This is a genomic window from Ruegeria sp. AB7, from assembly GCF_056542625.1.
Map to the genome: position 1 here is coordinate 78,447 of NZ_JBQGAC010000008.1, position 12,848 is coordinate 91,294.

16 protein-coding genes and 1 riboswitch are annotated in these 12,848 nt (G+C 56.5%); of the genes, 8 read left to right on the top strand and 8 right to left on the bottom strand.

The window, feature by feature from the left end; translation table 11 throughout:
• Positions 1 to 14 precede the first annotated feature (14 nt).
• Positions 15 to 716, bottom strand: a complete 702-nt coding sequence (locus ACR0EN_RS18220) for a response regulator (RefSeq protein ID WP_170513633.1) — start codon at positions 714 to 716, stop codon at positions 15 to 17.
• Entirely contained in the window at positions 713 to 1,225 is a 513-nt protein-coding gene (locus ACR0EN_RS18225; RefSeq protein ID WP_170398209.1) for a MarR family winged helix-turn-helix transcriptional regulator, read from the bottom strand. The genes ACR0EN_RS18220 and ACR0EN_RS18225 overlap by 4 nt, the downstream gene beginning before the upstream one ends.
• 158 nt (positions 1,226 to 1,383) lie before the next feature.
• On the opposite strand from ACR0EN_RS18225, the gene ACR0EN_RS18230 reads away from it, so the two are divergent.
• The 4 genes from ACR0EN_RS18230 to ACR0EN_RS18245 all read left to right on the top strand — a co-directional run bounded on the left by ACR0EN_RS18230 (position 1,384) and on the right by ACR0EN_RS18245 (position 4,272).
• Positions 1,384 to 2,250 (top strand): branched-chain amino acid aminotransferase, encoded by an 867-nt coding sequence (locus tag ACR0EN_RS18230; RefSeq protein ID WP_170819098.1) that lies wholly within the window; start codon positions 1,384 to 1,386, stop codon positions 2,248 to 2,250.
• A 116-nt stretch (positions 2,251 to 2,366) separates the two neighbouring features.
• On the top strand, positions 2,367 to 3,317 hold the full coding sequence (locus ACR0EN_RS18235) for an AraC family transcriptional regulator (RefSeq protein ID WP_170408132.1): 951 nt from the start codon (positions 2,367 to 2,369) through the stop codon (positions 3,315 to 3,317).
• Positions 3,318 to 3,428: 111 nt separating this feature from the next.
• On the top strand, positions 3,429 to 3,794 hold the full coding sequence (locus ACR0EN_RS18240; protein ID WP_480588192.1) for an SPW repeat domain-containing protein: 366 nt from the start codon (positions 3,429 to 3,431) through the stop codon (positions 3,792 to 3,794).
• A 268-nt stretch (positions 3,795 to 4,062) separates the two neighbouring features.
• Positions 4,063 to 4,272, top strand: coding sequence for a hypothetical protein (locus ACR0EN_RS18245; RefSeq protein ID WP_170398221.1), 210 nt, complete (start codon positions 4,063 to 4,065; stop codon positions 4,270 to 4,272).
• Here the strand turns inward: ACR0EN_RS18245 and cobO are convergent.
• From cobO to ACR0EN_RS18270, 5 genes are all read right to left on the bottom strand, one after another.
• Entirely contained in the window at positions 4,269 to 4,868 is a 600-nt protein-coding gene (gene cobO, locus ACR0EN_RS18250) for a cob(I)yrinic acid a,c-diamide adenosyltransferase (RefSeq protein WP_170625409.1), read from the bottom strand. The genes ACR0EN_RS18245 and cobO overlap by 4 nt on opposite strands.
• Positions 4,869 to 4,926: 58 nt before the next feature.
• On the bottom strand, positions 4,927 to 5,862 hold the full coding sequence (locus tag ACR0EN_RS18255) for a DMT family transporter (RefSeq protein WP_170398226.1): 936 nt from the start codon (positions 5,860 to 5,862) through the stop codon (positions 4,927 to 4,929).
• A gap of 54 nt (positions 5,863 to 5,916) precedes the next feature.
• Complete coding sequence (locus ACR0EN_RS18260; RefSeq protein WP_170625410.1) at positions 5,917 to 6,579, bottom strand: HD domain-containing protein; 663 nt, start codon at positions 6,577 to 6,579, stop codon at positions 5,917 to 5,919.
• On the bottom strand, positions 6,563 to 7,663 hold the full coding sequence (gene aroC, locus ACR0EN_RS18265; RefSeq protein WP_170819102.1) for a chorismate synthase: 1,101 nt from the start codon (positions 7,661 to 7,663) through the stop codon (positions 6,563 to 6,565). The genes ACR0EN_RS18260 and aroC overlap by 17 nt, the downstream gene beginning before the upstream one ends.
• Before the next feature lie 111 nt (positions 7,664 to 7,774).
• A complete protein-coding gene (locus ACR0EN_RS18270) occupies positions 7,775 to 8,215 on the bottom strand; it encodes a 6,7-dimethyl-8-ribityllumazine synthase (protein WP_170613155.1) in 441 nt (146 codons plus the stop codon).
• 72 nt (positions 8,216 to 8,287) lie between these two features.
• Positions 8,288 to 8,434: riboswitch (FMN riboswitch) on the bottom strand.
• Between the two features lie 55 nt (positions 8,435 to 8,489).
• On the opposite strand from ACR0EN_RS18270, the gene ACR0EN_RS18275 reads away from it, so the two are divergent.
• Positions 8,490 to 9,104: an FMN-binding negative transcriptional regulator gene (locus ACR0EN_RS18275; protein WP_170636651.1), complete on the top strand. Its 615-nt coding sequence runs from the start codon at positions 8,490 to 8,492 to the stop codon at positions 9,102 to 9,104.
• Positions 9,105 to 9,126: 22 nt separating this feature from the next.
• Here ACR0EN_RS18275 and ACR0EN_RS18280 read toward each other — a convergent pair whose 3' ends face one another.
• Positions 9,127 to 9,573 carry a cytochrome c family protein gene (locus ACR0EN_RS18280; RefSeq protein ID WP_170513659.1) on the bottom strand — a complete coding sequence of 149 codons (447 nt, stop codon included), beginning with the start codon at positions 9,571 to 9,573 and terminating at the stop codon, positions 9,127 to 9,129.
• A 485-nt stretch (positions 9,574 to 10,058) separates the two neighbouring features.
• On the opposite strand from ACR0EN_RS18280, the gene petA reads away from it, so the two are divergent.
• From petA to ACR0EN_RS18295, 3 genes are read left to right on the top strand one after another with little or no spacing between them, the layout of a single operon-like run.
• Positions 10,059 to 10,643 (top strand): ubiquinol-cytochrome c reductase iron-sulfur subunit, encoded by a 585-nt coding sequence (gene petA, locus ACR0EN_RS18285; protein WP_170398293.1) that lies wholly within the window; start codon positions 10,059 to 10,061, stop codon positions 10,641 to 10,643.
• Positions 10,644 to 10,657: 14 nt separating this feature from the next.
• Entirely contained in the window at positions 10,658 to 11,989 is a 1,332-nt protein-coding gene (gene petB, locus ACR0EN_RS18290) for a cytochrome b (protein WP_170398296.1), read from the top strand.
• Between the two features lie 17 nt (positions 11,990 to 12,006).
• Positions 12,007 to 12,792 (top strand): cytochrome c1, encoded by a 786-nt coding sequence (locus ACR0EN_RS18295; protein ID WP_170398299.1) that lies wholly within the window; start codon positions 12,007 to 12,009, stop codon positions 12,790 to 12,792.
• Positions 12,793 to 12,848 lie beyond the last annotated feature (56 nt).

Below are 12,848 nucleotides of genomic sequence, written 5' to 3' on the forward strand. Positions count from 1 at the left end.
GCGCAGCGGCAAAATCAATCCGGTGCCAACATATACCCTGCACCCCGTACGGTCTGCAGATACCGGGGTTGCTTCGGATCTTGCTCAAGCTTCCGACGCAAGCGGGTGATCTGTACGTCCACAGCGCGCTCCTGTGCCTGACCTTTGTCACGCCCCAGATCTTCGACCAGCTTGGCCCGGCTGATCGGTTCGCCGGGTTGAGCCGAGAATATTTTCATCAACTGGCTTTCGGTCGCGGTTAGGCGCACCGGGTCTTCGCCCTGCCACATCTCACCGCGTTCGATATCATAGCGAATGGGCCCAAGATGTAGAATCTTCGCCGCCGTGTCCTGTGCAGGTGTCTCTGGCATCCGACGCAGAATGGCGTTGATCCTCAGCAGCAACTCTTTCGGCTCGAATGGCTTGGCCAGATAGTCATCCGCGCCCGCCTCAAGCCCGGCAATCCGATGCTCGGTCTCGCCCTTGGCCGTCAAAAGCAGGATCGGGGTGGAATGGGTGTCGCGCAGGGATCGGGTCAGGCTAACGCCGTCTTCGCCGGGCATCATCACATCCAGTACAATCAAGTCGAAATCGAGCCCCGACAAAACCCGCCGTGCGTGCGCTGCATCCCGCGCCGCGGTTACAAGAAAACCGCTGCGCATCAGGAATTTCTTGAGCAAATCACGAATACGCTCGTCATCGTCGACGATCAGAAGATGGGCGTCCATTTCGCTCATGAAGTCGTATCCCGCAGTTTCGTATATGCACGACGCATATCAGCATCCATCATCGCTTCAAGCACTTTGCGAAACCCGGCCACCGCTTCGGGGCCCGCATCTTTGTAGGCCGCACGCATCCGGGCGCGCTGGGCGTCAGATAGTTTGGCCTCGAGTGCCTTTCCCTTATCCGTCAAAAATAGGTGGCGTTCGCGTTTGTCCACTGTTCCGACCCGGCTTTCGACCAACCCATCTTCAATCAGGCTGCGCAGGACGCGATTCAGCGATTGCTTCGTGACACCCAATATGGCCAGCAGATTGTTCACCGTCGTTCCCGGCGCTCGGTTGATAAAGTGGATGGCCCGGTGATGCGCCCGGCCATAGGCCAATTCAGTCAGGATGCGATCAGGATCAGCGGTAAAACCTCGATAGGCAAAAAACATGGCCTCGATGCCCTGCCTCAGTTGTTCATCTGTCAGAAACAACAGGCTTTCTCCGCCAAAGACCGGGGCGGGACGGATGTCGGTCATGTTGGGCCTCATTCGCAATATAATCTGACTTTATGTCAGCCTTATTGACATTCCAAGAGCGCACAGGTATCGAATCGCAGTTTTTGCGCAACATTGTGTCCGATACGGACCTAAACGGCGCAACATTCGGAAATATCGACCGGTTCAGGAGGTTTCGCATGGCTGGATATGACGATCGCGACGGTGTCATCTGGATGGATGGCGAATTGGTGCCCTGGCGTGAGGCCAATGTGCACATCCTGTCCCACGCGATGCATTATGCGTCTTCGGTGTTCGAGGGTGAGCGCGCTTACAACGGCAAGATCTTCAAAAGCCGCGAGCATTCCGAACGCCTGATCGCGTCGGCAGAGGCGCTGGATATGCCGATGCCATACTCGGTCGATGAGATCGAGGCCGCCAAGGAAGAAGCGCTCAAAACCAGTGGTCTTCAAGATGCGTATGTACGTGCGCTGGTCTGGCGTGGCTCGGGCGAGGATATGGGTGTGGCGTCCGCCAAGAATCCGGTTCGGATGGCCATCGCTGTTTGGCCTTGGGGTGCCTATTACGGTGACGCTAAGATGCAAGGCGCCAAGTTGGACATCGCCGAGTGGAAACGACCCAGTCCGGAAACCATTCCAGTCCATGCCAAGGCAGCAGGTCTTTACATGATCTGCACCATTTCCAAACACAAAGCTGAGGCCAAAGGCTGCTCGGACGCGTTGTTCATGGATTATAATGGCAATGTCGCCGAGGCGACGGGGGCAAATGTCTTCTTCGTTAAGGATGGCGAAGTGCACACCCCGCTGGCCGATTGCTTCCTCAACGGCATCACTCGTCAGACGGTGATCCAGATGCTGAAAGACAAGGGCATCACTGTTCATGAACGTCGGATCCGTCCCGAGGAGATGGCCGATTTCGAGCAATGCTGGCTGACTGGCACTGCAGCCGAGGTTACACCTGTCGGGCAGATCGGCGATTATACCTTCGAGGTTGGCGATCTGACCCGCGAAATCGCCGAAGATTACGAGAAATTGGTCCGCGCGTAAGTTAACACCGTATTGAACCCCCGCTCAGGCGGGGGTTTTGATTGCAGATCATGCAAATATGCATGCAGATCGTTCGAAGGTATGGACGCTGCCGGGCCAAGCCGTATCGTTGGCTCATGTTAGATCTTCTCAGCGATATCCTTACACGCCTGTCTCTGCGTGGCACATTTTATTTCCGCACATCCTTTACTCCGCCGTTTGGGATACAGGTGCCGGGCTTCGAGAACGTGGCCCGGTTTCACTTTGTGCAACGCGGTGAATTGAAGGTGCACCTGCCAACAACCGGCGAGACCTTGCGGTTGCGGCAGGGTGATCTGATTCTTATTCCCCACGGTGCGCCGCATGCGCTGCTGTGTAATGAAGTCAAACCCTATGATGCCTTGCCCCTTGAGCGGGTGTTAGAGCTGTCAGGCTACAAAGGCGATGGTGTCCTGGTCTATGGCGGTGAGGAAGACGAGCGCGATACGCAACTGATTTGCGGACATTTCTCATTCACCGGGCCAGCCGGGCGAAACGGAACCGGTCATATGCTGATCGACCGGTTGCCACCTTTTATACTGATCGAGAATTACGGTGAAGAAGCGGGTGCCTGGATCGAGGCGACATTGCGCATGATCGGGTCTGAAGTGTCCGGTGCTCGTATCGGCGGTGACCTGATCGCGCTGAAACTGTCCGAAGTGCTGTTTGCGCAAGCGATCCGGGCATACCTTGAACATCAAAGTCCTCATGATGCCGCGCTTGCCGGATTTGCCGATCCGCGCATCTCGCGGGCGCTGACAGCATTTCACCAGTCTCCGGCGCAGGAGTGGAGCGTTGCAATGCTCGCGCGAGAAGCAGCAATGTCACGCACCGCATTTGCGCAGCTTTTCTCACAAAAGATGGGGACTACCCCGATGCAGTACCTGACGGACTGGCGGATGCAGATTGCGTGCCATGGGTTGACCGAAAATCGCTGGAACGTTGCGGATGCCGCAGCAGAAGTGGGATACGCGTCCGAGGCTGCGTTTTCACGCGTGTTCAAGAAGCAGGTCGGACTGTCGCCCGCCGCGTACCGTGCGATGCACTAATCGTACAGATCATTTGAACGATCTGCAATAAATGTAAAACGAACTGAGATGTTGCGTTCAATCGCGCGCCCCTAATCTTTGATCATCACTGATTGAAGAAAGGAAGTTCACATGTCCCTGCGTTTTGTCACCCGCTCTGTCCATGCCTATCTTGACTACCCGGTTGCGATTGCGCTGATGGTTTTGCCTTTTGTACTGGGGCTGGGCCAGTCCAACCCGCTGGCACTCTGGCTGTCCGTTGTGACCGGCTTTGCAGCATTCGTACTGACCGTTCTGACAGACCATCACCTTGGGATTTGGCGGGTTCTGCCATACAAGTTCCACTTGGCTGTTGATCTGCTTGTCGGCGTCACGTTCCTGTTTGCGCCCAGCCTGTTTGGATTTTCTGGGCTTGATGCGTTGTTCTACTGGGTGAACGGGGCCGCAGTCGTTATGGTGATCTCGCTCAGCGCGCCCGAACAGAGCGCTATTGTTTGAAGTGAGTCAGAACCGTAGCGATCAGCTGGGCCATGCGGGCATCCGGATGGCCTTTTTTTGTTTTAGACACTAATAAGGCCAAATTTGCCCAATGGGTCGCCCCTGTTGCATCAGATTTTCAGGCTTGAATTTTCCGACAAAAACCATCAGATATAGCGCAACGCCAGATGACACCATCAAGCAACTGGTTCCGGGGCGATCTGTGGGCTCAGCAAAAGCAGATGTGAAAGCCCGCCATCGCCCCGGGAACGACCAAAGGAGCCCGCGATTGCGTGATCGATTTGAAGAACTGATGGCCGATCCCTGCTGTGCATCGTGTGATTGCGACGCGCTAACCTCAGAAGTCGCGGCCTATCTCGATCACAAGACCTGCAACGCCGAGCGCTGCCGGGCGCTCGAAGAACGCTCAGCCGCAACGATGTACGCAGTCAGGCGCGATTCGATGCGCGCGCTGAATGAGGGTGGTGCGCGGGCCTAGAAATCCACACCACGTTGGGCTTTGATGCCGGCTTGGAACGGGTGTTTTTCTTCGGTCATCTCGGTTACCAGATCCGCATAGTCCCTGAGGGCTTGCGGGGCATCCCGGCCAGTCAGGAACACACTGGTTTTGTCTGATCGGGTCTGAAGCCCTTCAATAACAGTGTCTACTGAAAGGTATTCGTAGCGCAGGGCGATATTGATCTCGTCGAGGACAACCAGATCGTAGTCGCCGCTTTTCATCAGATCACAGGCCTTGTTGAAGGCCGAAGTCGCTGCCGCGATGTCGCGCTCGCGGTCCTGCGTATCCCAGGTAAACCCTTCGCCCATCGTGTGCCAGGTGACCAGATCGCGTCCCTCAAAGAACCTGCGCTCACCGGTTTTCCACTTGCCCTTGATGAACTGAACCACAGCCACTTTCTGGCCCCAGCCCAATGCCCGGATCACCACGCCAAATGCAGCCGAGGATTTTCCCTTGCCCTTACCTGTATTGATCAGCACCAGTCCCCGGCCGGGATCGACCGCTTCCGAGACTTTCTTGCGGTGCTTGGCTTGCACCTCTTGCATCTTTTCTTTGTGGTTCTGTGCGTCGCTCATCGGTAAACCTCATAGGTATATCGCGACCCAACCTAGGGAAAGATTGCGAAAGGTAAAGTCAGGCTTTGGGATCCGTTGCTGATCGCGCTTTAGTCCGATCAAGGCCAAGTTGTCGTTCACGCAGGATCACCACGACGTTGCCTGCAATCACCAACGCCGCGCCGCCCAGCATCACCAGGGTTGGCAACTCATCGAACCAGAAATAACCAATGACAATGGCGAACAGCATTGTGGTGTAGTCATAAGGTGCCAGCATTGACGCTTGTCCAAACTTGTAGGACGAGGTCACCAGAATCTGCGCCACTCCGCCGATCAGGCCGATTGTCACCAGCAATGCGGCTTGCTCCCATGTCGGGATAACCCAGCCCCAAAACACTGTGAGACCCGAAAGCAAGGTCGCTGTGAGAGAGAAATAGAACACGATTGCGGCGGGATGATCCACCTGTACCAGTTGGCGAATATGTATCTGCACAAAGGCACGGGCAACGGTTGCAGCCAGCACGCAAAGCGCACCTATTGTTGCGGCGGTTTCGGCAGTGCCTGAACCCAGCCGGGGCCAGATCATGATCAGAACGCCGACGAGGCCAAGCGCGACGGCCCCGATACGAATCATTCGTATCCGCTCGCCCAACATGATTGCAGCCAGAATCAGCGTGAAGATCGGGGTTGCATATCCGATGGCGGTTACCTCGGGCAGCGGCAACAGGCTAAGACCAGTAAAGGTCAGTCCCATGGCCGAGGTTCCCAGAACCCCGCGCCAGAAATGGCCCATCGGCTTCTTGACGACAAAGCCGTGCACCAGCTCTCCTCGCCAGACCAGCCAGGCGATGATAACCGGAATCGCGAAAAGCGAGCGGAAAAACACCATCTCTCCCGGCGGGAAATCATCTGACAAAGCCTTGACCAATGCAGACATCGTCGTGAACAGCACGAGCGCACTAAGCTTAAGCGCCACGGCCAATGCCGGACGATGCGATGTTAAGGATTTCGCCATGGTCGCGAACCTGCGCCTTTGAGGCGGAAAGATCAACTGGCCAAAGTTGACGTATCAGAGATTGGACCAGTCTAGTGGAAGCTGAGCTCCGATTTCCTCTGACAGGTCCTTTAGAAACCTCATCATCCGCGCGGCTCGGTCCTGCGCGATGGCCCTGCCTTTTTCGGTCAGCATATCATTGGGTAAGCGCAGCAGTTTTATTTGCCAGTGATCGATTGAAAAAATCAGGTCATTCGGCAAACGGTTTTCGGCAAACGGATCTGACGGGTCATAAAGGGTGCGTCCCAAGGCGCCCGATACTGAAAAGTTGCGGGCGATACCGATAGCACCCAACGCATCCAGACGATCGGCATCCCGTAATATTCGCGCTTCGGGTGTTTCGGGCGGGATGTTAGCCGAAAAGCTATGGGCGGCAATCGCGTGCTGCACGGCTCCAATTTCAGTGGTGGAATAGCCGAATTCTTCAAGAATAGGCTCTGATTCAGCGGCGGATCGCATCGAGGCCAGATGCCGATCCGGATCATCTTTTGACAGGTTGATCAGATCATGCAGATAACACGCCGCCAGCAAGACACGCGGGTTGGCTTCATCATCCGCAATCGCCTGCGCATTAACCCAAACCCGATCCAGGTGCGCCAGATCATGCGCCGGATCCGTCTGCATCCGTTGCCTGACGACCGCGCGCAGCGAAGCGCGCAGATCAGCCAATCTGTCCACGGTTCTCGCCGATTTGACCACGGTGCAGGAGCAGGTGATCAAGGATCACGCAAGCCATCATTGCCTCACCTACCGGAACGGCGCGGATGCCGACGCAGGGGTCGTGGCGGCCTTTGGTAATGATCTCGGTCTCTTCGCCGGATTTGGTGATGGTCTTGCGGGTGGTCAGAATGGACGAGGTCGGCTTGACCGCAAAGCGCACCACAACATCCTGGCCGGTCGAAATGCCGCCGAGAATACCGCCTGCGTGGTTCGAGCTGTATTGAGGGCCGTCCTGTCCCATGAATATCTCGTCAGCATTGGCCTCGCCGGTCAGTTCGGCGGCGCCCATGCCTTCACCGATTTCGACCCCTTTAACGGCGTTTATCGACATCATGGCTGCAGCCAGATCAGTGTCTAACTTGGCATAAACCGGCGCGCCGAGCCCCGCCGGAACGCCGCGCGCGACCACTTCGACCACTGCGCCGACCGAGTTGCCGGATTTGCGCAGGTCGTCCAGATAGGCCGCCCAATCCTCGGCAGCCTTGGCATCGGGGGTCCAGAACGGATTCTGTTTGATCTGAGACCAGTCGAAATTGGCACGGTCGATCTTGTGCGGACCGATCTGGGTCATATAACCGGTGATTTGAACATTCGGAGCGATCTGTTGGATAGCCTCACGCGCGAGTCCTCCGGCCGCCACACGTGATGCCGTTTCCCTCGCCGAACTGCGCCCGCCGCCGCGATAGTCACGGATCCCGTACTTCTGCCAATATGTGATGTCGGCGTGTCCCGGACGAAACTTGTCCATGATGTCGCCGTAGTCTTTCGAGCGCTGATCGGTGTTCTCGATCATCAACTGCACCGGTGTGCCCGTGGTCTGGCCTTCGAACACACCGGACAGGATTTTAACCTGATCGGGTTCGCGCCGCTGTGTGGTGAATTTATTCTGACCTGGTTTGCGCTTGTCCAGCCAATGCTGGATCATGCCCTCATCGATTGTGACGCCCGGAGGGCAGCCATCGATGGTCGCACCCAAAGCGGGTCCGTGGCTTTCACCCCAGGTGGTAACGCGGAAGAGGTGGCCAAAACTGTTCATCGACATGGGGCATGCTCCTTTGAGCGATGTGATTAGCGGGGAGTGCCTTGGTCCTCAAGCGGATTTGCATTTGCAGAGAAGCAAGCGCCGCCCTGTGGGCGGCGCGATTGGAATAAATCAGGCGGCTTGAGCCACCGCGGCGCGGGTTGCGTTGATCTTAAGCGCTGCAAGTGCCGCCTCGCGCCCTTTCTCGATGAAATGCGCGCGATAGATGGCGTTGTGGTGATCCGTTTCCTGATACTGATGCGGTGTCAGCGAGACCGACAGGACCGGAACGCCTGAATCGAGCCCGGCCCGCATCAAGCCATCGACAACCGCTTGTGCGACGAAGTCATGCCGGTAGATGCCGCCATCTACTACAAAGGCAGCGCAGGCTACGGCGGCGTAGCGCCCCGTTTGCGCCAGGTCACGGGCCAGCAGGGGCATCTCGAAAGCGCCCGGAACGTCGAAGACATCAACCTGATCGGCCGGAATTAGTTCGAGAAACCCATCCAGCGCGCGATCCACGATATCTGAATGCCAGTTGGCTTTGACAAAAGCATAGCGGGTGTGTGTCATCATGATCTCCTTTCGTAACAGACACGTCACCCAAGGCGATCACGAGCAGGCACACCGCATTACCGGCGTGCTGCACGTTCTCTTTCATCCGGACTGTAACCGTCGGCTCTGGCTTCTCACCAGATCTGCTGACACCCCGGAGACCGGGGCCGCTCGCGGGCTTACGGGTCATGCCCGCATACCGCCGGTGGGGAATTTCGCCCCGCCCTGAGAACGAGTGGGACCTTGCCAAGGAGATATCGCTTCTGCAAGAGAAATTGGCAGGAGGACGAATATGCATCCCAATCCCACCTTTCGCGCCGAAACGCGCGAGCGTCACATCGAGTTTGCGCGTGACCGCGCCTTTGGTGTTCTGGCGGTGTCGACATCGGATGCACCGTTGTTAAGCCACGTTCCCTTTCTTCTGAACGAGGATGCTTCATCGGCTGACCTGCATCTGGTCCGGTCAAATCCGATTGTTAGGGCGCTGAAAAAGCCGCAACCTGCGAAGATCGCTGTGTTGGGGCCGGATGGGTATATCTCGCCTGACTGGTACGAAGTCGATGATCAGGTGCCGACCTGGAACTATGTAGCGGTGCATCTAACTGGTGTGCTTGAGATGCGGCCAACGGACGACCTGCGAAATCTGCTCGACCGGCAGGCGGCAGACTTTGAAAATCGCCTGCTGCCAAAGCCGCCATGGTTGGCGTCCAAGATGACACCAGACGCGCTGGATAGAATGATGCGCATGATCGTTCCCTGCCGACTCATGATCTCGGATATCGACGGCACTTGGAAGCTGAATCAGAATAAGCCCGATGAGGCGCGACATCGCGCGGCTGATCACGTGCACTCAGCAGGACTTGGCAGCGAGGTGGCGCGCTTGGCCTCGTTGATGCGCAAGGCCTGAGGCACGCGTTCTCGCCTTCCATTCATTGAGCGCTGAATGTGGCGAGATAAGCAGCGATGTCATCTGCGCCTTTTTTCAGCTTGACGCTCATGTTCGGGCGGGCGGTGTCATCATCCAGATATTCCTTGATGAACCCGATCGGATCCCGAGAATAGGCGGCGATGTTTTCTTCAGTCCACACAAGCCCTTCTTGCCCGGCGCGGATCATGTCGTCGGTGAACATCCCGATGGGCAAACGTTCACTTCCATAAAGATAATCGTTCTCAGTTCCGGCGGTGCGGCCAACTACGCCAAAGAGATTCGGCCCGGTGATGCCGCCTTTGACCAGAACCTCGCCATTTTTGATGATCGCATGGCACGAAGAGCATCTGTTATAGAGCTGTTCGCCTTTCGCCGGATCGCCGGCTGCGATCGCCTGTACTGAAGTCAGAAGCGAAACAAAAACTACGGTTGCTGCTATCTTGAGCATTGAACATCTCCGGCTGGGAATATTGCGCCTGTGGCCTTTCACGCATTCCCGTTTAGAGTGCAATCGAATTCTGGTAGATAATCACGTGTTTGAAATATCTATTTTATATTAATAATTTAAGAGAAATCGTATCGCGCTAAAATAGAAGTAATACAGTGTTCCTAAGGTAGAGCTGCGCGTGAAATCGGCGGCGTTCGCATAGGGTGAGGAGATTTCAATTTGGGGATCTACCAGCGCGGGTCGATGCCGAATCATGTCCCGCCTGCCTGGCGCCAATTCGCCGCTCTGAGGGTTAAAATCTGCATTTGAGATTGAAATTTTGCCCTTTCACCGTGACATGAATGCTTAGATGCGGCGTATTGCGCGTTTAAGAGCGCTGGACGAACTCTATTCTCCCCGATAGATACCCCGTTTAAGACGCCGCACTTGTGCGGTGCGCGAGCTTTATGCCCGTTCGCGGGCGCCAGATAATCGGAGATAACCTCGTGTCCCAAGCTGAAGACCACGAAGGCACCCGCAGAGATTTCCTCTACTACGTCGCTGGCGGCGCAGGTGTCGTTGCCACCGGGGCTGCCGTTTGGCCCCTGGTAAATCAAATGAACCCATCGGCAGACGTTCAGGCGCTGTCCTCGATCCGTGTGGATGTAAGCGGGGTAGAGCCGGGTACGCAGCTGACTGCAAAGTGGTTGGGTAAGCCTGTTTTCATCCGTCACCGCACAGGTGCCGAGATTCAGGAAGCTCAGGAGCAGGACGCTGAAGGTGTCGACGCGCTGCCTGACCCGCTGGCTCGCAACTTCAATTTGAACGCCGACGCACCAGCGACCGACGCCAATCGCGTCATGCCTTCGCCCGAAGGCGAAGGAGAAGGGGCGTGGATCGTTCAGATGGGTGTTTGTACACACTTGGGTTGTGTGCCGCTTGGCGATGCTGGCGATTTTGGCGGTTGGTTCTGCCCCTGCCACGGCTCGCACTACGATCTTGCCGGTCGTATCCGCAAAGGCCCCGCGCCTGAAAACCTGCCCATTCCGCCCGTTGAATGGGTGGACGCCACTACCATCAAGCTCGGCTAAGGGAGACCTAACTTATGTCCGGAATTCCCCACGATCATTACGAGCCGAAGACAAATGGCGAGAAGTGGCTGAACAGCCGTCTGCCCATCGTCGGCCTGCTTTATGACACCCTGATGATCCCAACCCCCAAGAACCTGAACTGGTGGTGGATCTGGGGCATCGTCCTGGCGTTCTGCCTGGCGTTGCAGATCGTCACCGGTATCGTTCTGGTGATGCACTACACCCCGCATGTTGATCTGGCCTTTGCCAGCATCGAACACATCATGCGCAACGTGAACGGCGGCTATATGCTGCGCTATCTGCACATGAACGGCGCATCGCTGTTCTTTGTAGCAGTCTACATCCACATCTTCCGCGGCCTGTTCTACGGCTCATACAAAGCCCCGCGTGAGATTACGTGGATCATCGGGATGCTCATTTACCTGATGATGATGGGCACTGCGTTCATGGGCTACGTTCTGCCCTGGGGGCAGATGTCCTTCTGGGGTGCGACCGTGATCACCGGCCTGTTTGGTGCGATCCCGTTTGTTGGTGATGCGATCCAGACCTGGTTGCTGGGCGGACCTGCGGTGGACAACGCCACTCTGAACCGCTTTTTCTCGCTGCACTACCTTCTGCCGTTTGTTATCGCGGCGCTTGTGATCGTGCATATCTGGGCCTTCCACACCACAGGCAACAACAACCCGACAGGTGTTGAGGTTCGTCGTGGCTCGAAAGCCGAGGCAGAGAAAGACACGCTGCCGTTCTGGCCCTATTTCGTGATCAAGGACCTGTTCGCGCTGGCGGTCATTCTGGTCGTGTTCTGGGCCATCGTGGGCTACATGCCGAACTACTTGGGTCACCCGGATAACTACATCGAAGCCAACCCGCTGGTTACTCCTGCGCACATCGTCCCTGAATGGTACTTCCTGCCATTCTACGCGATCCTGCGTGCGTTCACTGGCGAAGTCTGGGTCGTTCAGTTCGCCAGCTTCATCACCGGCGGCATCATCGACGCCAAGTTCTTTGGTGTGATTGCGATGTTTGGTGCGATCCTGGCCATGGCCCTAGCCCCTTGGCTGGACACCTCGACCGTGCGTTCGGGCAAGTATCGTCCGATGTTCAAATGGTGGTTCTACCTTTTGATCATCGACTTCTTTGCTTTGATGTGGCTGGGTGCGATGCCCGCGGAAGAGCCCTATGCGACCTTCTCGCTGATCGCTTCGGCTTACTGGTTCGCCTATTTCTTCGTGATCCTGCCGATCCTGGGTGTCATCGAAAAACCCGAGGCGCAGCCGGAAACCATCGAAGAAGACTTCAACGCGCATTATGGCAAGGCAAACGCCGACGCCACGCCGGCCGAGTAAGAAGAGGGACCGGAAACATGTTCAAGAAACTTGCAATCGGTGCCGCGTTCGCTTTGGCCCTTGCGCCCGCCTCGACTTTTGCGGCAGGTGGCGGTGAGCAGCACATCGAAGATTTCGACTTCTCGTTCGAGGGACCGTTTGGAACCTGGGATCAGAACCAGCTTCAGCGCGGCCTACAGATCTATACCGAGGTCTGCGCAGCCTGCCATGGTCTGCAATATGTACCTCTTCGGACCCTTGAAGATTTGGGGTATTCGGAAGAGCAAGTCATCACCTACGCGGCCGACAACTTCGAGGTGTTCGATCCCGAGCTGGACGATTTCCGCCCGGCAATCCCGACCGACCACTTCCCGGCCAACAACGGTGTCGGCGCGCCTGACCTAAGCCTGATGGCGAAGGCCCGTGCCGGTTTCCATGGTCCTTACGGTCTGGGCATCAACCAGCTGGTCAAAGGCATGGGGGGCGCGGAATATATTGCCTCGCTTCTGGATGGTTATACCGGTGAAGAAAAGGAAGAAGCCGGTACTGTTCTCTATGAGAACAAGGCCTTCCCCGGTGGTTGGATTTCCATGGCTCCGCCGCTGGCAGAAGATCAGGTTGAATTTGCCGACGGACATCCTGCAACCGTTGAGGCAATGTCCGAAGACATAGCAGCCTTCTTGATGTGGAGCGCCGAGCCGAAAATGATGGAGCGCAAAAATGCCGGTTTCGTCGGTGTTCTGTTCCTGACAGTTCTGTCTGTTCTGCTGTACCTTGTGAACAAGCGCCTGTGGGCACCGATAAAGGGCAAACGTCTGGACTAAGGTCGACGTATAACTAAAAACTAAACCCCCGCGCCATCACGGTGACGGGGGTTTTT